Genomic DNA, 26,038 nt, shown 5'->3' on the forward strand with positions numbered 1-26,038 from the left:
AATCTTCAAGGAAAGACGTATTGCCGCAGGCGATACGCTGGTATGGCCAGACGATACAACCCGGCCATGAAGTTTTGTTAGGCGCTCTAAAGTGGTATTTTACGCTCCTTGAAAAATTTTGGTGAGCAAGCCGTCGCTTGTCTACCCTGAATCAATCCATGCTTGTTCTCTTGTTCCGCCTCCTGTCGGTGCTGCCTCTATCTGTGCTACATGCGCTGGGGGCGGCGCTTGGCTGGCTGGTTTACCTGGTTTCCCCCTCTTATCGCCGGCGCCTGCGCAGCAACCTGGACGGTGCCGGTTATGCCGGCCAGCTGCATACCGCCATCGCCGAATCCGGCAAGGCGATCCTCGAACTGCCGTTTGTATGGTGCGCGCAACAGGAGCGTGTCACCCGCCACGTCACGATGGAAAACTGGGAACTGGTCCAGCGCCAGCTCGACAGTGGCAAGGGCATCGTCTTCCTCACGCCGCACCTCGGCTGCTTCGAACTGACCGCGCAACAGGTGTCGCTGCGCGTCGAGCTGACCGTGATGTACCGCCCGCCGCGCAAGAGCGCGCTCAAGCCGCTGGTCGAAGGCGCCCGTGCGCGCCAGCACATGCACCTGGCGCCGGCCAACCTGTCCGGCGTGCGCATGCTGGTCAAGGCGCTGCGCGGCGGCCAGCCGGTCGGCGTGTTGCCAGACCAGGTACCGCAGGAAGGCGAAGGCGTGTGGGCGCCCTTCTTCGGCCGCGACGCCTACACCATGACCCTGCCGTCCAAGCTGGCCCAGCTGGGCAAGGCCGACATCCTGCTGGTGTATGCCGAGCGCCTGCCGCGTGGACGCGGTTACGCGATCCGCTTCGTGCCCTTCGAAGGCGATCTGTCCGGCACCGCTGCCGAACAGGCCGCCAGCATCAACCGCGCAATGGAGCAATTGATTGCGCGTTGTCCGTCCCAGTATTTCTGGAGCTATAACCGCTACAAGCGTCCGCAGGGCGTCGCAGCACCTGACGCCGAGACCGTCGCATGAAATTCCTGATCGCCCTCCTGTGGCTGCTGCACTGGCTGCCGCTGCCCATCCTCGGCCGTATCGGCACCGCCGTCGGCACCCTGATGTATTACGCCATCCCCAAGCGCCGCAAGATCGCCATGACCAACCTGCGCCTGTGCATGCCCGAGCTGAGCGAGGCGCAGCGCAGGGACATCGTCATGCGCCACTTCCAGGGGTATTCGCGCAGCATCCTGGAGCGCTCGCTGATCTGGTGGGCGTCATTCGAGCGCATCCACGGTCTGATCGAAGTCGTGCCGGCGGTGCCGAAGGCACAAATGGAAAGCGGTCCGACGATCCTGTTCTGTCCGCATTTCGTCTGCCTCGACGTCGGCGGCGTCGCCGCGCGCGTGATGCCGCTCGCCACGATCTATTCGCCGCAGAAAAACAAGGCTTTCGACGACTTGTTGCGCTACGGGCGCGAGCGTTACGGTCCGGTTCGCTTGTTCACACGCGAAGAAGGCGTCAAACCGATCCTGCGCGCGCTGCGCGACGGCTTGCCCTACTACATGCTGCCGGATATGGATTTCGGCGAAAAGGACGCCACTTTCGTGCCCTTCTTCGGTATCCAGGCCGCGACCCTGACTGCCATGGCGCGCCTGGCCGGCGCGACCGGGGCCAAGGTGATCCCGATCATCGCCACCTTCCTGCCGAACTACAAGGGCTATCGGGTCGAATTCTTCCCGGCATGGGAAAATTACCCGGGCGACGATATCGTCGCAGCCACCCGCCGCATGAATGCCTTCATCGAAGACCGTGTGCGCGAACATCCTGCCGAATATTTCTGGACACATAAACGCTTCAAGACCCGGCCGCCAGGCGAACCTCCGCTCTACGATTGATCGACATAATGAAACTGAAATTCACCAAGATGCACGGCGCCGGCAACGACTTCGTCGTGATCGACGCCATCAGCCAGCCCATCGACTTCGGCCCCGAACAGTGGCGCCGCCTGGCCGACCGCCGTTTCGGCATCGGCGCCGACCAGATCCTGGTGGTCGAGCGCCCGACCCTGCCCGGCTGCGACTTCCGCTACCGCATCTTCAATAATGACGGCGGCGAAGTCGAGCAGTGTGGCAATGGCTCGCGCGCCTTTGTCCGCTTCGTCAGCGACAAGGGCTTGACGGCCAAGGATGCGATCCGCGTGGAGACCATGGCCGGCATCATCACCCCGCGCCTGGAAGCGGACGGCAGCATCACCGTGGACATGGGCGCGCCGGTGCTGGAAGCGGCCCGGGTCCCGTTCGACGCCGCCGGTCTGGCAGGCGTGCCCGAGGGCCGCGACACCCTGTGGCCGGTCACGCTGCGCCAGGACGGCCAGGAAGTGGAAGTCCTGCTGTCGGTCGTGTCGATGGGCAATCCACATGCGGTGCAGGTGGTCGACGACGTCGACACCGCGCCGGTGTCCGAGACCGGCCCGCAGATCGAGCGCCACCCGCGCTTTCCGCGGCGCGTCAACGCCGGCTACCTGCAAGTGCTGGCGCGCAGCCACGTCAAACTGCGCGTGTACGAGCGCGGTGCCGGCGAAACGCTGGCGTGCGGCACCGGCGCCTGCGCAGCAGTCGTGGCCGGCATCCGCCGCGGTTTGCTCGATTCGCCGGTCCGGGTCGATGCGCGCGGGGGCCAGCTCAGCATCAGCTGGGCCGGCGAAGGCGAACCGGTCTACCTGAGCGGCCCGGCCGTCACCGTGTTCGAAGGCGAAATCGACATGTGAAGCATGCCTGGCCGCCGCGCTAGGCGGCCAGGTTGTAATCGGCATCGTTGTCGGTGCCGCTTTCCGGCAGCAGGGTGCGCAAGCGGTACAGCCGCTGCCGATAATTGCCCTCCGGCCCGCCCGGCCCGCAGTCGACCTCGTCGAACAGCTGCGCCATGCGGTCGAGCAGCTGGCGCTCCTGCGCCGTTTCCACCAGCACCAGGCGGCGCCGGCTGCGGCCGTAGCTGGCGCGGATATCGATCACCAGGCAATGGCCGCGGTCCGCCTGCCGCACATCCAGCAGCAGGGCTTCGGCCCGGCTGAGTCCAAACGCCAGCGCCAGTTCCAGGCGCGCCGCCAGCAGCGGATGGGCCGACAGGTCGCGCCCTGCCAGCAAGGCAGCCAGCCCCGGCCAGGCATCCGGCAGGCGCGGCGCGATCTTGCGCAGGGCCGCCGCCGCCCGCGAGCATTCCTGGAGCGCCGCCTTCTGCAGCCAGAACACAGCGCGCACATCATTGCTTTCGTTTTCCCGGCGCGCCCGCCAGGCGGCGTTGCCGCATTCGAGCTGGGCGTCGCGGTACCCCATTTCCGCAGCCCGCTCCAGGTACTTCTGCGCTTCCACGACATTACGCTGTGAAAACTCCGGCTTGATATAGATACGCGACAGGGCGTACCAGGCTTCGGCCAGGCCCTGCTCGCCGGCCTGCACCAGCCAGCGCACGGCTTTCTTGAAGTTGGCCGCGCCGCCGCTGCCGGGTATGCGCTTGCCGTCCACCTGCATGCGCGCGCTCCACAGGCCAAGCGAGAACTGGGCATGGCGGTCCTGCTCGGCTGCAGCCAGTTCCCAGAACGTGTGCAATTCGTCAGGCGTGACGTCATGGGGCAAGCCGCCCTCGGCCGCCAGGCGGGCGCAGCGCGACAGCAGCGTCACCTCGTCGGGGGCGAGGCGGGCGCAGGCACCGTCGCGGGCGGCATCGGAACCGGCCATGCTGCGGGCCAGCGGCAGCGCACGCCGCAGGTAGGCGGCATGGTCGCCGGCCTGCCATGCCTGTTCCAGCAGCGCGAACTGGGCCGGGGCGACGCCGCTGTCCGCCGCCTGACGGAGCCAGCGCTGGCCTGCCGGCGCGACGCTGCCCGGCATGCCCGGCGACTGTGGCGCCTGCGCTTCGGCACCGGCCGGCGCCACCGCGCCATGCTCGCCCGCCAGCAGCCACTGCGCCTGGGAAAAGCCGGCGCGGCCGGCATCTTCGAGTGCGCGCAGGGCCTTGGTACGCTGGGCCTGCCCCGCCGGCGTCGTGCGCGCGCCCAGCACCAGCTGGGCATAGACCAGCCCGGCCCGCACCAGTCCGCCGTCGTACGCACGCTCGTACCAGGCAGTGACCGGATGTGGACTCTGCTGCGCCAGCTCGAACGGAATATGGTTGCCGATCAGCTGCCAGGCTTCCGTACAACCTTGCTGGGCGGCGCGGTCCAGCCAGTGCAGGGCCGTAGGCAGGCTCTTCGGCAAGCCGTTGCTGCCGAACAGGTACAGCCGTCCCAGTGCCAGCTGGGCCTCGGCGCGGCCGGCACGGGCGCCGCGAATGATCGCTAACTCTTCACGATTTGCCATCGCTCATTTTCTGGAAGTAAAAGACGTCTTGGAAATACGCGCAGAAGATGCACGTTGGCGCCCGAAGCACCCACAGGACAGGCGATACGGGCGGTGACGTCGGATGGGCCAGAGTCTAAAGCCGCGTTGGCACGATTCGATTGCAATTCTTCACGGGTTTGAGGCTGCACAAATCGCGTTACAAGACAGCAATAATATGATGCTGCATGGAAACTTAAACCATGCTTAGGGTTGTCTGTCTGTACAGGATGAGCCGTTTCGAAAATACAACAGCACAATTGGATTTATTGGCTTTCGACCAAGTGCAACGGTCATAATTGACAAATCCGACATTCTTGACGCATTAAGCATTTAAGGTTCACACATCCGAGTGTTCAGAAACTACAACAAATCTCAATGCTCTCCGGATCCTGCGATCGACTTTATAAGGAAATAATTAGATGAAAAAATCACTCGTGGCAGTCGCTCTGCTGGGTGGCTTCGCCGCTGTGGCGCAAGCTCAGACCGCTGTTCAGATCTACGGCAACCTGGATGCCGGCCTGGTCAAGCGTACCAACCAGACCGTTGCCATCGGCAAGCGCGCCGCCAACACCCTGGGCTTCAAGGGGACTGAAGACCTGGGCAATGGCCTGAAAGCACTGTTCCAGCTGGAAATCCGTTACGAGCCGGACACCGGCACCGTTGAAAACGGTAACCGTCCGCTGTTCCAGGGCCAGAGCCGCGTCGGCCTGCAGGGTGATTTCGGTATGGTCCGCATCGGTCGCGGCCTGACCCCGTTCCAGGAAGTCGTCGGTTCGTTCGAGCCGTTCCACGGCTTGCCGACCCCGGCCGGTTTCTATACCGACATCAGCGTCGCCGGCTTCAACTCGGCACCGCTGGATGGCACCGCGAACGCAGCCACCGGCGCCACCACCGCGAACAGCAACCGTATCTCGAACGCCGTGTTCTACAACACCCCGGTCGTCAACGGTTTCCAGCTGAACGCATCGTGGGCAACCAAGGAAGCCAACGGCGGTACCCTGACCGGCACCAACGGCGGCGCGAGCTACCTGACCGTCAACGGCGCGGCACCGCAAGGCTCGACCAACCCGTTCTCGGTCGCTGCGACCTACAACAACGGTCCGGCCGCCGCAATGCTGGCCTACGAGCGTAATGCTGTCGAGTCGAAGGTCTGGTCGGGCGCCGGTTCGTTCGCGCTGACCCCGGAACTGAAGCTGATGGCGACCTACTCCAAGCAGAACGCCGAGCACATCAATCCGGTCCTGTCGGACACCAAGGCATGGGTGATCGGCGCGACCTACGCCATGGGCCCGGGCAAGCTGCTGGCTGGCTACGGCCAGAAGCAACTGGAAAACACCCCGAAGACCAAGCAGTTCTCGCTGGGCTACGAATACAGCCTGTCGAAGCGTACCTACCTGTACGTCGATGCCTCGCGCAAGAAGAACATCGTGAACGTGGGCGGTACCAATATCGGCCAACTGGCGCTGGTTCCGACCGTCAACCACTACGACGTGGGCCTGAACCACTCGTTCTAAGCTGATGCGGGGCACGCCCCCGCCAAAAGCTGATCCGCAAGGGCGGGCCTGGGCAACCAGGTCCGCCCTTGCTGCATCTGGGGCCTGTGCGATTTGCACAACGCTTGAGCCGGGTGCCCGGCACTGCCCGCGCAAACGGCATCATCCGTGCGCTGTTGCCGCCCCGGCTGTCTGCACTGTTGTCTTGTTGCTTGTTATTGCCGTCCGTCCAACCATGGAGAATGCGATGAACAAGTTCCTGCCGGCCGCGCTCGCCGGCACCTGTCTTTCCACCTGCCTGGCGGCGCCCGCACTCGCCCAGAGCAGCGTCCAGATCTACGGTATCGCCGATGCCGGCGTCATGTGGCAGCGCGGCAGCCGGGTCAAGGTCATCAGCGGCGGCGCCGACGGTTCGCGCCTCGGCTTCAAGGGCAGCGAAGATCTCGGGCGCGGCCTGAAAGCCATCTTCAACCTCGAGGCGCGCATCGAGCTCGATAACGGCACCCAGGTGCCGACCCTGGTCAACGAAAACCAGGGTTATTACCTGACGCGCAACATGGGCGCCCTGCCCGCCCCGGTGCTGGCGGCCGTGCGCCAGGCACTGCAGCCGCCCGGCGGACCGGCCGTGAATCCCGAGCGTGCGCTGTTCGACCGCACTGCCATGGTCGGCATGGTCACGCCGCTCGGCGCGGTCCTGCTGGGGCGCATGTACACGCCGGGCTATGAGGTGTTCGCGGCCGCCGATACCTTCGAAGTCGGCACCGGCGGCACCTGGGGCAGCATCACCGGCGGCACCGGCGGTTTTACGGTACTGGGGGCCGACATCCGCTCGCAGCGCGCGCTGCAGTACCGCATTGCGCTGCCCTCCGGCCTGGGCGGCTCGGTCATGGTCGCCGGCAAGGGTTCCGGCTACCTCGGCCTGTACAACAAATTCTGGGGCGCGGCGCTCACCTATAAAGCGCGCGGCTGGGACATCGGCATCGGCCACAACCACGCCTACGACCCGGCCGGGCGGCCCAGCCTGCGCACCACCACCGTGGGCGGCTCGTATGCCTGGGGCCAGTGGAAGTTCTTCGCCGGCTGGCACGACCAGTACGACCGCAATGCATCCCTGCTGCCGACTTATATCGCCGGCTGGGATGCGCAGATCGCCCCGCAGCTGGCGCCGCTGGGCGCCGCCACGGCCACCGCCCTGCGCACCGTGTTCGTCAACAACATCACCATCAACAGCCGGCAGGATGCGTTCAGCGTCCAGGCCGGGCTGCACTACCGCATCGGCGCGGGACGGATCGTGGCCTCGGTCGCGCACCAGCACGACCGCAGCTCGTCCGAAAACGATGCCATGTTGTTTGCGCTCGGCTACAACTACTTTTTATCCAAGCGCACCGACCTGTATGCGGTGGCGTCGTTCATCCGGAACGACAACGAAGCCCAGTACAGTCCGGCAACGGCCGGGGCGCCGGGCGGCTTTACCAAGGCGCCCGGCGACGACGGACGGGCCTTCCAGTTGGGTGTACGCCACCGTTTCTGACGACGCGGTCAACGCGGCGGCGTTTTCCTGCTTTGCGTGCTTGCGGTCGAGTAAAATGGGCGGTCCAACTCTTTCGTACGACCATTCATGACCGCACCACTGGATTCCGCCGCCGTCGCCCAATACCTGGCCGACCATCCGCAATTCTTTGTCGAGCACGCCGGTTTGCTGGGCGAAGTAAAACTGTCGAGCCCGCTGACCGGTCGCGCAGTGTCGCTGCAGGAACGGCAGATGGAAGTGATGCGCGACAAGTACAAGGCACTGGAACTGCGCATGGCCGACCTGCTGCGCCGCGCCGAGGAAAACATGGCGATCGCCAACCGTTTCCATGGCTGGACCCAGGGCCTGCTGCGCGCGGCCACGCCGGCGGCGATGCCGGATGCCGTGGTCCAGGGCCTGATCGAGCATTTCAGCGTGCCGCAAGCCAGCCTGCGCCTGTGGAACCTGGCACCGGACTACGCCGACGCGCCGTTCGCCCGCGGCGTCAGCGACGACGTGCGCCTGTTCGCCAACAGCCTGCGCGCCCCCTATTGCGGTCCGAACAAGGATTTCGAGGCGGTGCGCTGGCTCGACGATGGTGTCGAGGTCGGATCAAACGTGCGCTCGACGGTGCTGCTGACGCTGCGCGCCGGCGGCAACGCCTTTGGCCTGCTGGTGCTCGGTTCGCCGGATCCCGATCGCTTCAACGCCACGATGGCGACCGATTTCCTGGTCCACATCGGCGAAACCGCCAGCGCCGCGCTGGCACCGCTGCGGGCCTGATGGACACCCCGGCCACCGACGACCTGGCCGGCCGCTACCTGGCCGAGCTGGCCACCCAGCGCCAGCTCTCCCCGCACACGATCGCCGCCTACCGGCGCGACCTGGCCGAACTGGCCGCCCTGAGCGGGCATACCGACTGGCCGAAGCTCACCCACTTCGATATCCGGCGCTTTGCCGCCAAGCTGCACGCCGAAGGCCAGGGACCGGGCTCGATCGCACGCAAGCTGTCCGGCTGGCGCGGCTTCTTCGACTGGCTGTCGCGCCAGGTCGCGCTGGACGCCAACCCGGTCGACGGCGTACGCGCGCCGCGCCGCGCCAAGCGCCTGCCCAAGGCGCTCGCCGTCGACGATGCGGTGCAATTAATGGAAGGCAAACCAGGCGCCGGTTCCGGCGCTGCCGAAGCCTTCGACCTGTGCAACCGCGCGATGTTCGAACTGCTGTACTCGAGCGGCCTGCGGGTGTCGGAACTGGCCGGCCTCGACCTGCACTACGTGGCGGCGCACGACGGCGCCCCGGCCTCGCTCGGCTGGCTGGAAGCGGATGGCAGCGAAGTGGTGGTCACCGGCAAGGGCAACAAGATGCGCCGGGTGCCGGTCGGCGGACCGGCGCGCACGGCGATCGCGGCCTGGCTGGCGGTACGGCCGCCGGCACGCGACGCCAGTTGCGCCCTGTTCCTGTCCGAGCGCGGCACCCGGGTCAGCCCGCGCGTGGTGCAGTCGCGCCTCAAGGTCCATGCCCAGAAAACAGGGGCGCCGGTCCACGTGCACCCGCACGTGCTGCGCCATTCCTTTGCCTCGCACCTGCTGCAATCCTCGGGCGACCTGCGCGCGGTACAGGAACTGCTGGGCCATGCCAGCATCACCTCGACCCAGATCTATACGGCGCTCGACTTCCAGCACCTGGCGGCCGTGTACGACCGCACCCATCCGCGCGCCAAGGTCAAATAAGGTCGGCAGGCTGGCTGACGGGCGGTGCGCTACGCCTTGCGAGCACGTCGGTGGTGACATTTCGTAAATTCCGGCATAATCTTCCGATTCTCTGGCGCCCCATGGGGCGCCTTCATTAGGCAGCGAGATATGGAACTTATTCCCAGCACCATCCTGACCGGCTTCCTCGGCGCCGGCAAAACCACCCTGCTCAACCGCATTCTGCAGGAAGAGCACGGCATGCGGATCGCCGTCATCGAAAACGAATTTGGCCAGGAAAACATCGACAACGAGATCCTGGTACAGGATGCGAGCGAACAGATCGTCGAGATGAACAACGGCTGCATCTGCTGCACCGTGCGCGGCGACCTGATCGTGGCGCTGACCAACCTGGCGCGCAAGCGCGACGCCGGCGAAATCCAGTTCGACCGCGTGGTCATCGAGACCACCGGCCTGGCTAATCCCGGCCCGGTGGCCCAGACCTTCTTCGTGGACGAGGAAGTCGGTGCCCACTACCTGCTCGACGCGGTCGTGACCGTGGTCGACGCGCGCCATGCGATGGACCAGCTGGACCGCCAGGAAGAAGCGCAGCGCCAGGTCGGGTTTGCCGACAAGATCCTGCTGTCCAAGACCGACCTGGTCGATGCCGCCGCACTGGATGCGCTGAAGGCACGCATTCGCCGCATCAATCCGCGTGCGCCGATCAGCGTGTCGGATTTTGGCCGCGCCCCGATCAGCGAGGTGCTCGACCTGCGCGGCTTCAACCTGAACGACAAGCTGGAACTCGATCCGGCCTTCCTGACGGCCGACGAAGCGCACGACCATGATCATCATGAGCATGACCACGATCACGTGCACACCGAGGCATGCGACCACAGCCACGATCACCACCACGGCCATCACGCCGACGACATCGCGGCCTTCGTGTTCAAGAGCGAGCGCGCCTTCGATCCCGAGCGTCTGGATCAATTCCTTGGCAGCATGGTCCAAGTCTTCGGCCCGAATATGCTGCGCTACAAAGGTGTGCTGTCGATGGCTGGCGCGGACCGCAAGGTGGTATTCCAAGGCGTGCATCAAATCATGGGCAGCGACCTCGGTGCAAAGTGGTCGGATGATGAGGCCCGTGGCAGCAAGATGGTGTTTATTGGTAAAAATTTACCAAAAGATGTGTTTATCCGCGGACTGGAACAGTGTTTGGTATAAACTACTGCGGTTCTGTATTTGCACATTCGGCAGGCGCGGCTTGCAACCGGTCCCGGTTGACTGGCCCGCCATCACGGCAGCCGGCCGGCGCGCACCGTAACTGGTAACTGCTGAGCTAGCTGATAAAATGGAAACTCTGTCGTATCAAAGGTAAGTGAAGTCATGACTAAAACAACGAAACCGAATACCGTGGCGCAGCCCGAAGAACGCCTCTTGACGGACGAAGAGATTCGGGCGATGAGCGACGAGGACTACATGAACCCGGCACAGCTGGCGTTCTTCAAGAACCGCCTGCAGGAGCTCGAAAAGGAGCTGCTGAAGAATGCCGGCGAGACTACGGAACACCTGCGCGAAACCGTGCTCGTGCCCGATCCGGCCGACCGCGCCACGATCGAGGAAGAGCACGCGCTCGAACTGCGCACCCGCGACCGCGAACGCAAGCTGCTCAAGAAAGTCCAGCAGTCGCTGGCCTCGATCGAGTCCGGCGAATACGGCTGGTGCGAAGAAACCGGCGAGCCGATCGGCATCCCGCGCCTGATCGCGCGTCCGACCGCGACCCTGTCGCTGGAAGCCCAGCAGCGCCGCGAGCTGAAGCAGAAGCTGTACGGCGACTGATCGCTCGCCCTGCCTTGCCGCTCCCCGCGCCGCGCGCGGGTGGCGCTGAACGCACCCACGAAAAAGCATGCGCCTGCCGCATGCTTTTTTCATTTCCGGCCCTGCGCATGGGTGCACATGTTCACGTAAAAAAGTTTCCCATCGGATACACTAACGCTGGCCTGCCGGATGCTTGATGCAACTCAGGCGTGCGCACCACTCCTGGCGCGCCGCCATGCTACTGTCTCGACCGGCGAAGACAGTAAAGGAACGATGTGGGATTGTTCTCCTTTCTCAAGAAAAAGAGCGATGCGCCGCCAGCGCCGGCGCAGGCACGCCCGCGTCCGGCCGCGGCCAGTCCCAGCACGCGCATGCCCCTCGATACCGAGGCCGAACGCGAACGCCAGCGCGAAATCGCGCGTGCCACCGCGGCCAAGATCGACGAGATCGAACTCGAGATGGCGTCCGACATCTTCGACGACGATGCCTGGAGCAGCCCGCGCCGGGCCCCGGCCGCGGTGGCGGCACTGGCTGCCGGCGCCGGCAGCGCAGGCGTCCCGGGTGCCGCCGGCACCTGGGCAGCCGGCGCGGCGCCGGCCACGCTGCTGGACGGCGGCCTGAATACCGACGGCCTGTCCGGACTCGACAGCGCCCTGGGCGCGGCCGCCGCACCGTCCAGCGCGCCGGCCGTCGAGGAAGCGGCGATCCTGTACGCCAACGGCCAGTCCGACGCCGCCGAACAGTCGCTGCGCGCCAGCCTGGACAGCAACGGCAATGACCGCATGCCGTGGTGGATGCTGTTCGATCTGTACCAGGCCGGCGCGCGCGAAGAAGCCTTCGACAGCATCGCGATCGATTACGCCAGCCACTTCGAGACCTCGCCGCCGGCCTACCGCGCACCGGCCGGCACTGCCCCGGGGGCCGGCGCCGGCCCGGGCAGCGCGGCGTTTTCCGGCGTCACCCCGACCGCCAGCCTGAGTGGCTGCCTCGACGCCGGCGCCGGCGCCCGGCTGGCGCGGCTGCAGATGCCGGCAGCCGCGCCGTTGTCTGCGTCGAGTGGCGCTTGCGCCCCGCCGGTGCGGATCGAATTCAGCGCCGTCACCGGCGCCACACCGGAAGGCTGTGCGGTGCTGCTGGATACGCTGCAAGCCTTGCGCCGCGCCGGACGCGAACTGGTGCTGGCCGGGGCCGACCACCTGGTCGGTGTGCTGCGTCCGATGCTGGCCATCGGCGAAGGCACGGCCAGCCAGGCGCCTTGGCTGCTGCTGCTCGAACTGCTGCTCCTGATGAACCGCGAAAAGGATTTCGAAGAGACGGCGATGGATTATTGCGTCACCTTCGAAGTGTCCCCACCCTCGTTCGAGGCGCCGGCGCGGACCGCGCTCAGCATCAGCACCGACGACAGTGCCGGCAGCAACGCCGGCATCGAGGGCGACCGCTTCCTGCTGCCCGCCGTCATCGAAGGCGGCAGCCCGGCCCTGCTGGCCGCCATCGATGCCTATGCCCAGGAGCGCCCCCTGCTGGTGCTGGACTGTTCGCACCTGGCGCGCATCGACTACGGCGCCGCCGCCATGCTGGTGACGCGGCTGCGTGCGCTTGCCGAAGACGGCGGCGACAGTCCGCGCCGGATCGAACTGCGCGACCTGAATCACCTCGTCGCCGCCCTGCTGCGCCTGCTTGGGGCCGGCGAGCCGATCCGGCTGTACACGCACCGCTATTGAAACGCGCCAGGGCCGCCATGGGCGTCCGTCGACCTGCACTTCATGTTTCTTCTTGTAATTCCACATCGCATCCCCAATTGCGGTGGGCAGATTAATCACGAGGCAAATATGGAACAATTTCACGGCACGACGATCGTCAGCGTAAGGCGCGGCAACCAGGTTGCATTGGGTGGCGATGGACAAGTCACCTTGGGCAACGTCGTCATGAAGGGCTCGGCACGCAAGGTGCGCAAGCTCTACCAGAACAAGGTGCTGTGCGGCTTTGCCGGCGGCACGGCCGACGCGTTTACCCTGCTCGACCGCTTCGAAGCGAAACTGGAAAAACACCAGGGCAACCTGCTGCGCGCCTCGGTCGAACTCGCCAAGGACTGGCGCACCGACCGCGTGCTGCGCCGCCTGGAAGCGATGCTGCTGGTAGCCGACCGCGAGAAAACCCTGATCATCACCGGCAACGGCGACGTGCTCGAACCCGAAGACGGCATCGGCGCGATCGGCTCCGGCGGCATCTATGCCCAATCGGCCGCCAAGGCGTTGCAGGAAAACACGGATTTCGCCCCAGCGGACGTGGTCAAGAAAGCACTGACCATCGCCGGCGAGCTGTGCATCTATACGAACATGTCGCACATCATCGAAACGCTCGACTGAGCGTGCGAGCAAAAGGCAAGCAAATGCAAATTAGCAAGATCATGAACATGACCCCCGCCGAAATCGTCTCGGAACTCGACAAGCACGTGGTAGGCCAGGGCAAGGCCAAGCGCGCGGTCTCGATCGCGCTGCGTAACCGCTGGCGCCGCCAGCAGGTCGACGAGCCGCTGCGCCACGAAATCACCCCGAAGAACATCCTGATGATCGGCCCGACCGGCGTCGGCAAGACCGAGATCGCGCGCCGCCTGGCGAAGCTGGCCGATGCGCCCTTCATCAAGGTCGAAGCGACCAAGTTCACCGAAGTCGGCTATGTCGGCCGCGACGTCGACACCATCATCCGCGACCTGATCGACATCGGCGTCAAGCAGACCCGCGCCAGCGAAATGAAGAAGATGCGCCAGCGTGCCGAAGACGCGGCCGAAGACCGCATCATCGACATCCTGGTGCCGCCGGCGCGCGATTTCGGCTTCAACGTCAGCGCCGCCGAAAGCAAGGATGGCGACACCACCCGCCAGACTTTCCGCAAGCGCCTGCGCGAAGGCGCGCTCGACGACAAGGAAGTCGAGATCGACGTCGCCGAGGCAGCGCCGCAGATGGAAATCATGGCGCCGCCGGGCATGGAAGAAATGACCGAACAGATCAAGTCGATGTTCGCCGGCGCCGGTGGCAGCCGCAAGAAGGCGCGCAAGATGAAGGTCAAGGAAGCGATGAAGATCCTGATCGACGAGGAAGCCGCCAAGCTCGTCAACGAAGACGAGATGAAGCAGAAGGCGATCGCCAACGTCGAGCAGAACGGCATCGTGTTCCTGGACGAGGTCGACAAGATCGCCACCCGTTCGGAACATGGCGGTCCCGACGTCTCGCGTGCCGGCGTGCAGCGCGACCTGCTGCCGCTGGTCGAAGGCACCACGGTGAACACCAAGTACGGCATGATCAAGACCGATCACATCCTGTTCATCGCCTCGGGCGCGTTCCACCTGTCGAAGCCGTCGGACCTGATCCCGGAACTGCAGGGGCGCTTCCCGATCCGCGTCGAACTGGAAGCGCTGTCGGTCGACGACTTCAAGAGCATCCTGACCTCGACCGACGCCAGCCTGACCAAGCAATACGAGGCTTTGCTGGCGACCGAAGGCGTCAAGCTCGAATTCGCCGACGACGGCATCCATCGCCTGGCCGAGATCGCTTATTCGGTCAACGAGCGCACCGAGAACATCGGCGCGCGCCGCCTGTACACGGTGATGGAAAAGCTGCTGGAAGAGATCTCGTACTCGGCCACCGACAAGTCGGGCCAGACCCTGGTCATCGACAGCGCCTACGTGAACGAGCGGCTGGATGCGCTGGCGGTCAACGAAGACCTGTCGCGCTACGTATTGTAATCAGCAAGGTATCGAAGGAAAGGAAGCGGCAATGGCGAATAAAGCACTGGCAACCCGACAAAAGATGCGTCTGCGCGCCACGCCGGCGCCACTTCCGGCCCTGAAACCGCGCAACCCGTTCGCGGGTTTCGCCAAGGCGCGTGCGGCCGGGCCGCATGCCAAGCCCGAGGCCAGCGAACGGCTGGCCGCCAAGCGGGCGCTGAAGAAGGCCAAGCTGGAACCCGAGGACGAATAAGGTCGCAAGCAACATCCTTTGCGGCGCCACTAGACGTGCCTATAGGCAATGTTTTTGGTCTTGAACTGACCTCCCATCTTCTGTACATTCGATGACTTGGAGTAATCCCACCAAGTCATGAATGCACAAATCCCATGAGCTCCCCCGACATGCTGCTGGATGTGCTGCGCGCCGAACTGCGTGCCGCGGGCATCACCTATAAAACCCTGGCCGAGCGTATCGCGATGAGCGAATCCAGCATCAAACGCATGTTCGGCCAGAAGGACATGACGCTGTCGCGCCTGGCGCAGATCTGCCAGGCGGCCGGCATCGCCATGGAAGACGTGCTGCGCCGTGCGGCCGATGCCCGGCCCCAGGCCGACACGCTGACCCTGGTGCAGGAAAACGCGCTGATCGCCAATCCGCGCCTGCTGCTGGTGGCGATTTGCTGCCTCGGCCACTGGAGCCTGGAGCAAGTCGTCGAAACCTACCGTTTGACGCAAGCCGAATGCATCGGCTTGCTGGTGGAACTCGACCGTCTCGGCGTGATCGAACTGAAACCGTTGAACCGCTACAGCCTGCGCGTCTCGAATGCTTTCCGCTGGTTGCCGGATGGTCCGGTGCAACGCTTTTTCCGCGACAACGTCGTCGGCGATTATTTCAACGGCCGCTTCGATGGTCCCGGCGAAACGCTGATGTGCCTGCCGGCGCGGCTGTCGCTGGCGAGCGCAGGCGAACTGGCCGAGCGCATCCACCAGCTGGCCGGCGAACTGGCGCGCATGCACCGTAACGACCGGCGGCTCCCGCCGCAGGAGCGCGATGGCTTTACTTTGCTGGTGGGATTCAGGTCGTGGGAATTTGCGGCGTTCACGGCCTTGCGGCGCTGAGACTTACTGGGTGGCGGTCGGGACCTGGCCCGGGGTCGCCGCCCCCCGCGTCGGCGGTGCCATCTGCACCGGCGCCGAGGGTGCGTTGTTCTGGGCCGGGGCCTGGCCCGACGGCCCGATCTGGCCGCTAGCCGGCATTTGCGAGGACACGGCGCCCGGCGACATCGGCGGCTCGGGCGGTGGGTTGTCGGCCGGGGCTGCGCCCGGTGGAATCGCCGCGCCGAGTGCCGGTCCGGCATCGCCGGCCGGGGTTTGCGGTCCCTGCGGCGCCATCATCCCATTGTTGACGCCCTGGTTGGCGCCCCCTGCAGCGCCCGCGGCGCCGATCGGCGCCACCGACTTGGTATCGGCCGGCAAATCGATACGCTTCATCACGCCGCCATCGGACAGCATCACATAGCGCGGATAGACTTCGGCCAGCTTGATGCCCGACGACAGTTCTTTACCTACCCGCAAGGCTTTCGGCGGCGCCCCGTCGGCGACGATGATCGCCACGCTGTCGCGCCCGGCGTACACGATGCCGGTCAATTGGTAATTGGTGGCGGTGGCCACCGCCACCTGTCCGCCGAACAAACCAGCGGCGGCATTGATGTCCGGATTCGGCGGGGCGCTGTGCGGCACCGCTGCCAGCGGACGCTGCGGCGGCTGGTAGAGCTGCAGGATCCAGTAGGCGAGCGAAGCCGCCAGCAGGATCAGGCCGGCCAGGCTCAGAATTAAGGGCAAGCGCTTGTTCATCTATTTCCTTGTCACCGCACCAACTGGTTGATTTCAATAATCGGCATCAGCACCGCCAGCACGATCAGCAGCACGACCAGGCCCATGGCCAGGATCAGCACCGGTTCGAGCAGGCCGGCGATGGTCAGCGTGCGCCGCTCGAGGTCGGCCTGCTGCGAATTCGAGGCGCGCTCGAGCATGGCCGGCAGTTCGCCGGTGATCTCGCCGGCGCGGATCATGTGCACCAGCATTGGCGGGAACAGCTTTTGCGCCGACAGCGCGCGTGCCAGGCTGACGCCTTCGCGCACGCTGGCGGTCGCCGATTCCACCAGTTCCTTCATGGCCACGTTCGACAGCGTGTCGCGGCTGGTTTCCAGGGCGCGCAGGATCGGCACTCCGGAGCCGGTGGTGATGGCCAGCGTGCTGGCAAAGCGCGTCGTGTTCAGGCTGCGTTCGAACTTGCCGTACACCGGTGCCGTCAGCAGCCAGGTATGCCAGCGCCGCTTGAGCACCGGGTTTTGCAGGGCCCGGCGCCAGCTGAACCAGGCCGCGATGACGATCAATGCGACGTAGATGCCATAAGCGCGCGTAAAGTTCGATACGCCCAGCATGATCACGGTCAGTACCGGCAGCTTTTGCTTGGTGTTGGCGAACACCGAGACGATCTGCGGCACCACATAGGTCAGCAGGAAGATGACGATGGCGAACGCGACCACGGTGACGATGGCCGGATAGGTAAATGCCAGGCGCACCCGCTGTACCAGCGCGTTGCGGCGTTCGATGTAATCCGCCAGGCGCGAGAGCACGCGCGACAGCTGGCCGATCTGTTCGCCGGACGACACCAGCGCGCGGTAGATCTCGGCGAAATCGCGCGGATGGCGCGCCAGCGCACTCGAAAACGAGGCGCCGCCCATGACTTCGGAGCGGATCGAGGCGATCAGGTCGCGCACATACGGACGCTCGGCCTGTTCCAGCAATGCGGTGAACGCCTGCTCGAGCGGCAGGCCCGCTTCCAGCAGGCTGGCCAGCTGGCGCGTGAACAGGGCCAGCTCGACCTGCGACAGGCGCTCGCCGAAGCCGCGTGCCTTGGCCGCCCCGCTCTCGTCGAGCTGGGCGCTGATGGCTTCGACCGCGAGCGGCGTCAGTCCCTGCAGGCGCAGGTCGGCACGCGCGGCACGCGGACTGTCGGCGTTGAGGACGCCCTTGCGGGTGATGCCGCCGGTATCGACGGCTTCGTAGCGGAAGGCGGGCATGCGTCAGTCCGCCTTCGTCACGCGCAGCAGTTCGGCTTCGGTGGTGATGCCTTCGCGCACCCAGCGTTCGCCATCCTCGCGCATCGTCTGCATGCCCGACGCGATCGCGGCGTCGCGGATCTCGGCTTCCGACACCTGGTTGTGGATCTGCGCACGAATTTTCTCGTTGGTTTCGAGCAGTTCGTAGACGCCGACCCGGCCTTGGTAGCCGGTGTGGCCGCAGCGGTCGCAGCCGACCGCATGCCAGGTGCCGCCTTCCTGTTTCTTGCAGTAAGGGCACAGCTTGCGGACCAGGCGCTGCGCCATCACGCCCAGCAGCGACGACGACAGCAGGAAGGGTTCGATGCCCATGTCGAGCAGGCGGGTCACCGCCGACGGCGCGTCGTTGGTGTGCAGGGTCGCCAGCACCAGGTGGCCGGTGAGCGAGGCCTGCACCGCGATCTGCGCCGTTTCCAAATCTCGGATCTCGCCGATCATGATCACGTCCGGGTCCTGGCGCAGGATCGCGCGCAGGGCCTTGCCGAAGGTCATGTCGATGCGGGCATTGACCTGGGTCTGGCCGATGCCGGTGAGGTCGTACTCGATCGGGTCTTCCACCGTCATGATGTTGGTGGTCGAGGCGTTCAGGCGCGACAGCGCCGCGTACAGGGTAGTCGTCTTGCCGGAGCCGGTCGGGCCGGTCACCAGCACGATGCCGTGCGGCTGATTGATGAGCTTGTCGAACTTCGGCAGCATCCGCTCGCTCATGCCGAGGTGGCTCAGATCGAGGCGGCCGGCTTCCTTGTCGAGCAGACGCAGCACGGCGCGTTCGCCATGGCCGGTCGGCAAGGTCGAGACGCGCACGTCGACCGGCTTGCCGCCGATGCGCAGCGTGATGCGCCCGTCCTGCGGCAGGCGTTTTTCGGCAATGTCCAACGCCGACATGATCTTGATACGCGAGATCAGCGACGCGTGGATCGCTTTACGGGGACGCACGATGTCGCGCAGCGCGCCGTCGATGCGGAAGCGCACCACCGAGGTTTGCTCGAACGGTTCGATGTGGATATCGGAGGCGCCCTCGCGCAGCGACTGCGTCAGCAGCGCATTGATCATGCGGATGACCGGGGCGTCGTCGGACGATTCGAGCAGGTCTTCGATCGCCGGGACGTCCTGCAGCAGCTTGGTAAGATCGAGGTCGGCATCGAACTCGTCGGCCACCTGGGAGGCGTCGCCGCCTCCGGACTGGTAGGCGGACGCGATCTCGGCCTCGAGGTCGGCGCGTTCCATGCGGCGCAGCGCGATGCGGCCGAAGCGGCGCGAGACTTCCGCGATCGCCGCCGGCTTGGTTGCATTCGACACCAGCACTTCGACGGCTTGCGCCGGGTCGCCGTTGGAACGCGCCAGCACGCCATAGTCACGTGCGAATGCGTAAGGCAACAGGTTGTTCATGGTTCCTCGATTCTGCTTGGTTCTGCTGGTTCTACTGGATTGCGCTTAGTTTTGCTGGGCCGGACGGTAATCCGACGGCGACGGCTGTGCCGGCCGATAGTCCGGCTGGCCGGGCTGCACCGGCCGGACCGGCTGGCCCGTGCCCGTGCCCGTGCCGGTGGCCTGGCCCGGACGCGGCGCGACCGGCGCCGGCGGCGGCATCGTCGCCATCGTGCCGTTGCCGACCGGCGGCTGGCCGTTGGTCAGCGGCGGCAGCACCGGCGTGCCGAGATCGCGCAGCATGATGTTGCCGTCGTTGTTCTGCTGGAGCTCGGTACCGGCGGCGCGCATGTAGTCGTAGCGGTCCATCGAAATGCTGCTGTTCTGTTCCTTGCTGCGCACCACGACCGGACGCAGGAACACCATCAGGTTGCGCTTGGTACGGTTGCGGGTGCGGTACTTGAACAGGTTGCCCACCACCGGGATGCTGGACAAGCCGGGCACCCGCTCTTCGTTGCTGCTCTGGTCGTCCGAGATCAGGCCGCCCAGCACCACGATCTGGCCGTCGTCGGCGATGATGTTGTTTTCGATCGCGCGCACCGTGGTCACGATGCCCGAAGTCGAGGCGACCGAATTGTCGATGCCCGAGTTCTCGTGGTAGATCGCCATCTTGATCGTACCCCCTTCGGAAATTTGCGGGCGCACTTTCAGGAGCAGGCCGATGTCCTTGCGGTCGATGGTCTGGAACGGGTTGCTGGAACCGCTGGCCGTGGTCGTGAACGAACCGGTCAGGATCGGAATGTTCTGACCGACCTTGATCGTCGCCAGTTCGTTGTCCAGCGTGATGATGTTCGGAGTCGACAGGATGTTGGTGTCGCCGTCGGTTTCCAGCACGTGGGCGATCGCGCCCAGGCCGAGTGCGCCGTTGATCTGGCGGAACACGCCGACCGACAGCCCGCCCAGGGTCGGTATCGAGCTGCCGCTCGTACCGCTGAGGCCGCTTCGAGCGGCCACGGCCAGGTTGACGATGTTGTTGCTGCCGTTGGTATTAAAGGATTGCAGCGCGCCGACGCGGTACTTGCTGGCGTCGTTGCCGGACAGGCCCAGCCACTGCACGCCCAGCTCCGATGCCTTGGCAGCATTGACTTCGACCACCAGCGCTTCGATGTAGACCTGGGCGCGGCGCACGTCGAGCTGGTCGATGACCGAGCGCAGGTTGCGGTACAGCGCGTCCGGCGCGGTGATGATCAGGCTGTTGGTCGAGGCATCGGCCTGGATGAAGCCGGAGCCCTGGCCGCCGCCGGCGCCGCCGGCCGTGGCCTGGCTCTGCTGGGCGAAGGTGCCGCCGGTGCCGCCGGCACCGATGCTGCTCTGCTGCTGATTGCCGCCAAGGCCGCCGCCCAGGCCGCCGCTGCCGGTGCCGCCGGCGCCCGCGGTGCCGGACTGGATCGAGCCGCCCGCGGTGCCCTGCTGCTGCACCGGCACCGCCGACGAATCCTGCGACACCACCGCGCGCAGGGTCTGGGCGACCTTGCTGGCGTCGGCATTCTTGAGGTACACCACGTGGATGTTGCCGAGTTCGGTCGTCGGCTGGTCGAGCTTGGCGATCAGGCTCTTGGCCATGTTGGCGCGTCCGGCCGAGGGCGCGCGCACGACCACCGAATTGGTGCGGGCATCGGCCAGCACGGTGACGCGGCCGGAATCGCCGCCGGCACTCGGTTCCATCAGGCGCGTGACCAGGGTGGCGACGTCGCTGGCGATGCCGTTGCGGATCGGGATCACGTCGAGGTCGGAGGTGGCCGGGCCGTCCAGCGCGGCGATGATCTTCGACAGGCGGCGCAGGTTGTCGGCGTAATCGGTGATCACCAGGCTGTTGTTGCCCGGGTCGGCCATGATCGAGTTGTTCGGCGAGATCAGCGGCCGCAGCACCGCGGTGAGGTTGGCCGCCGACTCGTGCTGCAGGCGATAGACCTGGGTCGCGATCTGGTCGCCGCGCACGCGCGAACCGCCGACCCCGACCTGGGTCGGCGAGGATTGCAGCTTGGCTTCCGCTTCCGGCACCACCTTGGCGAAGCCGTCGCCGGTGACCACCGCGTAACCCTGCAGGCGCAGCTGCGAAGTCAGCAGCGCGAAAGCCTGGGCCTTGGTGAGCGAGCGTTCCGACACCAGGCTCATCGTGCCTTTCACGCGCGGGTCGACGATGAAGGTCATGCCGGTGTAATGGCCGACCGCCTTGATCACCGATTCCATGTCGGCATTCACGAAGTTGAGCGCCGCGCCGCTGCCCTCCTGGGCCAGGGCGGTCACCGGCGAGATTGCCGAGAGGATGGCGCAGCACAACATGGCGCCCGCTGCGATACGGCGCAAGGCCGGGACTTGCGGATTATTTTTCATTATCTAAACTCGAGTGCGATTATGTTCTTGCCGTTCACCATTCGGCGCTGGCCCAGCAGGTTGAGCAGGTTGCCCAGCGTGTCTTCATATCCTTCGGCCGCTTGAGCCTGTCCCGAAAAGCGCAGGCGCCCATTTTCCAGTGCACCACTACCAGACAACAAAAGGGCGCCGCGGACCGTGCGCAGGGTCAAGTCGGCCTGCTGGCCGCGCCAGTCCATCGCCATCTCGTAGCTGCCCAGCGGTTTGATCGGGCTGATGCGCGATCCCATGTCGCTCATGGACAGCACCGTGCGCCCGCTCACCGCCACCGCCTGCCCCTGGCGTGCGATATCCAGCAGGTTCCAGGACAGCTTGATGGTGCCCGACGGCGCCAGCGTGTTCAGCGGCGCACCCAGGCCGGACAAGCCTTCGGCCGGCAGCAGCAGTTCGCCGGCGCTGACCTGCCACTGCGACCAGCTGCCGCTGATGCGGACCGGCTGCGCCAGCGCCTCGCCGTTGGCCAGGTCCATGCTGACCTGGCCGAACAGCACCAGCGGCGACAGGCGCCAGCTGAAGCGGCCCGGCAGCAGCGGCGTGACCGCCCCGCCCTCGCCCGGCGCGCCACCCACGAAGGCTGAGCCGCGCCACAGCGTACCCTGCGCATCCCCCAGAGTCAAACGGCCGCCGGTCTGGCGCTCGACCATCGGCCCCAGCCACGCGGCCGGCAGGAACGCCAGGATCGTGACGGCCACCGCCAGCGCGGCCAGCACACCCCACAGTACGGCCCGCTTCATTGGGCCGCGCCGGTGTTCTGCCGCAGCGTCAGGCTGGCGTCGACCTGGCCGGCCGTGGGCAGCGCGGTGACGGTGGCGTCCTGCACCAGCACCCGGTTGGCACGGCGCTGCTCGTCGAGCCAGTTGGCGAGGCCTGCGAACGGTACGTTATTCAGCTGCAGCTTGATGTATTCGCCGGTCATCGCCAGCGATTGCGGCTTCAGGCCGCGGCTGTTCAGGCTGGTGTCGACGGCTTCGCGCGTGATCGGCGGGATCTGGGTCGCGGGCGCGCGCGCCAGCGCGCCGGCTTCCTGGGCCATGGCCTGCAGTTCGGCCGCCTGCTGGCGCAGCTGCGGCAGCTGGCGGCGCAGCATGGCACGGCCCTCGACCGCGGGATCGACCAGCAGCAGGTACAGCACGGCCAGCAGCACGACGGCGCCGCCGACGGTCAGGAAGCGGCGCTCCTGCTCGGTGCGCGCGAGCCAGAGCGCATTGGCGCGCTCGCGGTACTGGGCGATGGTGGTGGCAAGGCTCATTGCGTGGCTCCTGTACTGCCTGCGGTGTTTCCTGTGCCGGTACCGCGTGCGCCGCTGCGGATGACCCAGGTGCCCGGCGTGGTGTCGTCGAGGGTCAGGGCGCGCGCGGCCAGGGCCGTGCGCAGTTGCCCGGTCAAGCCGGGGTCGGCCGTTCCTGGTTTGACTTTGACCGACAGCGCGCGTTCGCGGTATTCGATTGATGCAATGCCGGGTTCGCGTCCGGTGGCACGTGCAGCTTCGCCGAACGCCGCCGCCAGGTAAGTGAATTCGTCGGGCGACAGCTCGCCGGTGCCGGCCCGGGCACGCGCCATGTTCTGGCGCATCTGGACCACCGGATCGACCACCGGGTCGCGCGGGTACACCTGGCGGAAGGTCTGGGTCATCGACTGCTGCACGGTGGCGGCTTCGCGCTTCAGGCGCAGCCAGTCGAGATTCAGGCCGGCCAGGTTGACCGCCAGCGCCAGCAGGATCAGGCGCAGCGGCCAGCGCCAGCGGCGCCAGTCGCGCACCGGGGTGCCGGCCGCGCCGAGGCCGCTGACCAGGTCGAGCGCGGTGCTGCGCGAGGCGGCGATCCAGTGCGCCCAGTCGTCGGTCTCGAGCGTGATGCCGGGGCCGGCTTCCTGGGCCAGCACCTGGTATTCGCCGAGCAGGGCACGCGGCACGTACAGCACCAGCGGCGCGTCGCCGCTGAAGGCGCGCGCGGTCTGCAGCACAACGGCCGGGACCGCTTCAAGGGCCAGGCCGAAGCCCTGGAACAGGCCTTGTCTCAGGGTCAGCTCGGCGCCGTCGACGGCAGCCGACACGCTGCCCGGCTGCAGCGGCAGGCACAGCTGGGCCGGGATGGCGGCGACCGAGCGCGCGCCCTGGGCCAGCAGCGCGCGCACGATGGCTTCCAGCCAGTCGCGGTCGGCCACGGCGATCGGACGGGTGCCGTCGGGCTGCTCGGGTGCGGCCACCAGCACCGAATCCTCGGGGTCGCCCAGGATGTGTTCCTCGACCAGGGCCGGCAGCGCCGCCTTCAGGCGCGCGCCCGTCAGCGGCGGCGCCTGCACCGACAGCAGGGAGACGTCGGCGCCGGCCAGCAGCAGCACGACCCGGCGCGCGGTGCCGACCAGGTCGCCCAGGTTGCGCAGCGGGCCTTCGCCCTGCTGCTCGATGACACCGCCGTCGTTGACGAGGGCGAAGCGGCTCAGCGCATGTTCGCCTTCCGCGCGGGCCGGGTGCCGGATATAGAGTGTAGTCAAACCGTCTCGCTTTCTTGTTAGTTCTCGCGGGTCCACATCACGCGGGTACCGCCGGCGACCGGCGTCGACGGCCGGTAGATCAGCGACTGCGCATCCAGCGCGGCGCGGTCGAGCCGGATGCGGCTGTCGACCAGGAACCATTCGCTCGTCACTGCCGCCGAATTTGCCGCCGTCACCACGCGTCCACTCAATGCATTCGTAAAGTAGCTCATGTCCTTCCACGGCGCCTGCTTGCGCTGCGCCACCAGGGTGTTGGCCTCCGAGATCGACAGGTTGACGACCATGGCCGACAACAATTCCGGCGGGGCCGTGTTCACGTTCACTGTCGTTAAGGTATTTCCTGACGGTAGCACGATCACGAAGGGCCGCAAGCGTTCGACCATTTCCTGCGAAATACCGGGTATCGCCAGCAAATCATCCACTTGCAGCAGGCTGATCGGCTTGCCGGCCACCGTGCTGCGCTGCACCGGCGGCGTCGTCGGCGGCTGGCCGTTCCCGGTACCGGGCGGCGTTGCCGGCGCCGGCGGCAGGGTGGCATACACGTAAGTCGCAATCCGGTCGCCAAGCGACTGGTCCAGTTGCAGGTTGCGCAGCAGATTCTTGAAGAGCGCGACCTGATCCGGGACCGGCCCGTTGCTGTCAGCCAGATTGCGTAAATTGTAACGCGCCGACGCGTCCGTGACATTGCCGGCCAAGGTTGCCTCGAAATTTTCGCCCTCGACCCGCTCGCGCTCAATATATTGGTCGAGCCGGGTTTCGGCCACCGGCAACGCCCAAGCCTGGTCGAGGCTGGTGTAGCCGCCTCTGAACGTGTCCAGGATCAGGGACGTATAGTCGAGCGCGCCGCGCAGGATCCACTTGGTCTGCAGGTGCAATCTCTGGTTTTCCATCGAGCGCACCTGCACCTGCTGCTGCCAGAACAGGCTGGCCACGATGGCCACCGCCAGCGTGGTCAGCAACAGTGCAGTGATCACCGCAACCCCGCGCTGGCGCCAGCGGCGCCGCTTCAAGCGTACCGGCATCATGGCTCCCCTATCAGGAAGAATTTGCTCAACGGTACTTCCTGGCCCTGCTGCTGCAAGGCCACCTGCAGGCCGGTCGCTTCCTGCGAAACGCCGGTCGCACTCTGCGCCACGCTATTGATCGTCGCGACCGCCTGGCGCCAGCCGTCGTTCTGCCACACCAGCACCTGCATGCCGGCGACGCCGCCCTGCAGTGGCACGGCGCCGCCCGTATCGGTGTCGCTGGTGGAGGCCTGCCACAGGGCGTCGAGTTCGGCCAGGTCGCGGGTGACGTTCGATTCGCGCCGCATCAGGGTGCCGTTGACGATGCGGTAGGCCACCACCTGCAGGCGCGATGGCTGGTTTTCCGTGAACACGTCGCGCACCATGGTGATACGGCCGTTGCCGATCAACAGGTAGGGCCGGCCGTTGAGGATCTCGGGACGGGTGATGTGCTCGCAGTCGCTCTGCAGCTGGGCAAAGGCGAGCTGCATGCCGCGCGTGACTTCCATCTGCGTGGTGAGCGAGGAGCGGGCGCGCACGATGCTGTCCAGGCCGCGCCAGCCGAGCACGGCGACGATGGCCAGGATGCTGATCGCGACCAGCAGTTCGACCAGGGTGAAGCCGCGCGGGCGGTTCAGGTGCCTCATGTCCGCCTCAGCACCACTTGTATCAGCTTGACGATGCGCCGGTTCGGGTTGGCGATGTCGAACACCGACACCTCGACCCGGCGCACACGCGGATTCGGGCTGGAAAAGACTTCTTCCTGGCATACCAGGTGCAGGTCGCCTTGCGGGCAGTCGAAGCTGCGCTTGCCGATCTCCAGGAATTGCCGGCTCAGGCGGATCTGCACCAGGCGGTTCTCGGCCGACCAGGTCGCCATCATCGCCGTGCGCAGGCCGGCGCTGTTCGTGCTCAGGCTGCCGACCGCGCGCAGGCCGGCACCCAATGCGGTGCCGACGATGACCAGCGCCACCAGCACTTCGAGCAGGGTGAAGCCGCGCTGCCGCGATGGAATACGCAGGTTCATGGGC

The 26,038-nt window shown here is 66.1% G+C and carries 25 protein-coding genes; 14 read left to right on the top strand and 11 right to left on the bottom strand.

Annotated features, from left to right (window positions below):
• The first annotated feature begins 146 nt into the window (after positions 1 to 146).
• The 3 genes from FBX97_RS20545 to dapF are packed head-to-tail and all read left to right on the top strand — an operon-like array spanning position 147 to position 2,742.
• A complete protein-coding gene (locus FBX97_RS20545; RefSeq protein ID WP_304599200.1) occupies positions 147 to 1,010 on the top strand; it encodes a lysophospholipid acyltransferase family protein in 864 nt (287 codons plus the stop codon).
• On the top strand, positions 1,007 to 1,870 hold the full coding sequence (locus tag FBX97_RS20550) for a lipid A biosynthesis acyltransferase (protein WP_141835980.1): 864 nt from the start codon (positions 1,007 to 1,009) through the stop codon (positions 1,868 to 1,870). Before FBX97_RS20545 ends, FBX97_RS20550 begins: the two co-directional genes overlap by 4 nt.
• Positions 1,871 to 1,878: 8 nt before the next feature.
• Positions 1,879 to 2,742: a diaminopimelate epimerase gene (dapF, locus tag FBX97_RS20555; protein WP_141835983.1), complete on the top strand. Its 864-nt coding sequence runs from the start codon at positions 1,879 to 1,881 to the stop codon at positions 2,740 to 2,742.
• Positions 2,743 to 2,761: 19 nt separating this feature from the next.
• Here the strand turns inward: dapF and FBX97_RS20560 are convergent, their stop codons facing one another.
• Entirely contained in the window at positions 2,762 to 4,330 is a 1,569-nt protein-coding gene (locus tag FBX97_RS20560; RefSeq protein ID WP_141835987.1) for an SEL1-like repeat protein, read from the bottom strand.
• 440 nt (positions 4,331 to 4,770) lie between these two features.
• On the opposite strand from FBX97_RS20560, the gene FBX97_RS20565 reads away from it, so the two are divergent.
• The 11 genes from FBX97_RS20565 to FBX97_RS20615 all read left to right on the top strand — a co-directional run bounded on the left by FBX97_RS20565 (position 4,771) and on the right by FBX97_RS20615 (position 15,703).
• A complete protein-coding gene (locus tag FBX97_RS20565; RefSeq protein ID WP_141835990.1) occupies positions 4,771 to 5,865 on the top strand; it encodes a porin in 1,095 nt (364 codons plus the stop codon).
• 226 nt (positions 5,866 to 6,091) lie between these two features.
• Positions 6,092 to 7,375, top strand: coding sequence for a porin (locus FBX97_RS20570; RefSeq protein ID WP_141835994.1), 1,284 nt, complete (start codon positions 6,092 to 6,094; stop codon positions 7,373 to 7,375).
• 87 nt (positions 7,376 to 7,462) lie between these two features.
• Positions 7,463 to 8,137 (top strand): DUF484 family protein, encoded by a 675-nt coding sequence (locus tag FBX97_RS20575; RefSeq protein ID WP_141835997.1) that lies wholly within the window; start codon positions 7,463 to 7,465, stop codon positions 8,135 to 8,137.
• Entirely contained in the window at positions 8,137 to 9,084 is a 948-nt protein-coding gene (locus FBX97_RS20580; protein WP_141836000.1) for a tyrosine recombinase XerC, read from the top strand. The genes FBX97_RS20575 and FBX97_RS20580 overlap by 1 nt, the downstream gene beginning before the upstream one ends.
• A gap of 129 nt (positions 9,085 to 9,213) precedes the next feature.
• Positions 9,214 to 10,266, top strand: a complete 1,053-nt coding sequence (locus FBX97_RS20585; RefSeq protein WP_141836002.1) for a GTP-binding protein — start codon at positions 9,214 to 9,216, stop codon at positions 10,264 to 10,266.
• A 162-nt stretch (positions 10,267 to 10,428) separates the two neighbouring features.
• Positions 10,429 to 10,881, top strand: a complete 453-nt coding sequence (gene dksA / locus FBX97_RS20590; RefSeq protein WP_141836005.1) for an RNA polymerase-binding protein DksA — start codon at positions 10,429 to 10,431, stop codon at positions 10,879 to 10,881.
• 254 nt (positions 10,882 to 11,135) lie between these two features.
• Positions 11,136 to 12,581, top strand: coding sequence for an STAS domain-containing protein (locus FBX97_RS20595; RefSeq protein ID WP_141836008.1), 1,446 nt, complete (start codon positions 11,136 to 11,138; stop codon positions 12,579 to 12,581).
• Positions 12,582 to 12,689: 108 nt separating this feature from the next.
• Positions 12,690 to 13,226: an ATP-dependent protease subunit HslV gene (gene hslV, locus FBX97_RS20600; RefSeq protein WP_141836011.1), complete on the top strand. Its 537-nt coding sequence runs from the start codon at positions 12,690 to 12,692 to the stop codon at positions 13,224 to 13,226.
• 41 nt (positions 13,227 to 13,267) lie between these two features.
• Complete coding sequence (gene hslU / locus FBX97_RS20605) at positions 13,268 to 14,602, top strand: ATP-dependent protease ATPase subunit HslU (RefSeq protein ID WP_141836014.1); 1,335 nt, start codon at positions 13,268 to 13,270, stop codon at positions 14,600 to 14,602.
• Positions 14,603 to 14,633: 31 nt separating this feature from the next.
• Positions 14,634 to 14,837, top strand: coding sequence for a hypothetical protein (locus FBX97_RS20610; RefSeq protein WP_141836017.1), 204 nt, complete (start codon positions 14,634 to 14,636; stop codon positions 14,835 to 14,837).
• A gap of 134 nt (positions 14,838 to 14,971) precedes the next feature.
• Entirely contained in the window at positions 14,972 to 15,703 is a 732-nt protein-coding gene (locus FBX97_RS20615) for a helix-turn-helix transcriptional regulator (protein WP_255517569.1), read from the top strand.
• Positions 15,704 to 15,706: 3 nt separating this feature from the next.
• Here FBX97_RS20615 and FBX97_RS20620 read toward each other — a convergent pair whose 3' ends face one another.
• The 10 genes from FBX97_RS20620 to gspI are packed head-to-tail and all read right to left on the bottom strand — an operon-like array spanning position 15,707 to position 26,034.
• Entirely contained in the window at positions 15,707 to 16,438 is a 732-nt protein-coding gene (locus FBX97_RS20620; protein ID WP_141836019.1) for a type II secretion system protein N, read from the bottom strand.
• Positions 16,439 to 16,449: 11 nt separating this feature from the next.
• Positions 16,450 to 17,670 carry a type II secretion system inner membrane protein GspF gene (gene gspF, locus FBX97_RS20625; protein WP_141836022.1) on the bottom strand — a complete coding sequence of 407 codons (1,221 nt, stop codon included), beginning with the start codon at positions 17,668 to 17,670 and terminating at the stop codon, positions 16,450 to 16,452.
• 3 nt (positions 17,671 to 17,673) lie between these two features.
• Positions 17,674 to 19,098, bottom strand: a complete 1,425-nt coding sequence (gspE, locus tag FBX97_RS20630; RefSeq protein ID WP_141836025.1) for a type II secretion system ATPase GspE — start codon at positions 19,096 to 19,098, stop codon at positions 17,674 to 17,676.
• A 45-nt stretch (positions 19,099 to 19,143) separates the two neighbouring features.
• Positions 19,144 to 21,471, bottom strand: coding sequence for a type II secretion system secretin GspD (gspD, locus tag FBX97_RS20635; RefSeq protein ID WP_141836028.1), 2,328 nt, complete (start codon positions 21,469 to 21,471; stop codon positions 19,144 to 19,146).
• On the bottom strand, positions 21,471 to 22,244 hold the full coding sequence (gene gspN / locus FBX97_RS20640) for a type II secretion system protein N (RefSeq protein ID WP_141836031.1): 774 nt from the start codon (positions 22,242 to 22,244) through the stop codon (positions 21,471 to 21,473). The genes gspD and gspN overlap by 1 nt, the downstream gene beginning before the upstream one ends.
• Positions 22,241 to 22,759, bottom strand: coding sequence for a type II secretion system protein GspM (gene gspM / locus FBX97_RS20645; protein WP_141836034.1), 519 nt, complete (start codon positions 22,757 to 22,759; stop codon positions 22,241 to 22,243). The genes gspN and gspM overlap by 4 nt, the downstream gene beginning before the upstream one ends.
• Positions 22,756 to 24,003, bottom strand: coding sequence for a type II secretion system protein GspL (gene gspL, locus FBX97_RS20650; RefSeq protein WP_185748712.1), 1,248 nt, complete (start codon positions 24,001 to 24,003; stop codon positions 22,756 to 22,758). Before gspL ends, gspM begins: the two co-directional genes overlap by 4 nt.
• Positions 24,004 to 24,020: 17 nt before the next feature.
• The gene (gene gspK, locus FBX97_RS20655) at positions 24,021 to 25,028 is read right to left on the bottom strand and encodes a type II secretion system minor pseudopilin GspK (RefSeq protein WP_255517570.1); all 1,008 of its coding nucleotides are present in this window, start codon (positions 25,026 to 25,028) and stop codon (positions 24,021 to 24,023) included.
• Entirely contained in the window at positions 25,025 to 25,654 is a 630-nt protein-coding gene (locus FBX97_RS20660) for a type II secretion system protein J (protein ID WP_141836040.1), read from the bottom strand. The genes gspK and FBX97_RS20660 overlap by 4 nt, the downstream gene beginning before the upstream one ends.
• Positions 25,651 to 26,034, bottom strand: a complete 384-nt coding sequence (gene gspI, locus FBX97_RS20665; RefSeq protein ID WP_141836043.1) for a type II secretion system minor pseudopilin GspI — start codon at positions 26,032 to 26,034, stop codon at positions 25,651 to 25,653. Before gspI ends, FBX97_RS20660 begins: the two co-directional genes overlap by 4 nt.
• Positions 26,035 to 26,038: the final 4 nt, after the last annotated feature.

The sequence above is a fragment of the Herbaspirillum sp. SJZ107 genome (assembly GCF_006715485.1).
Lineage (GTDB): Bacteria > Pseudomonadota > Gammaproteobacteria > Burkholderiales > Burkholderiaceae_D > Telluria.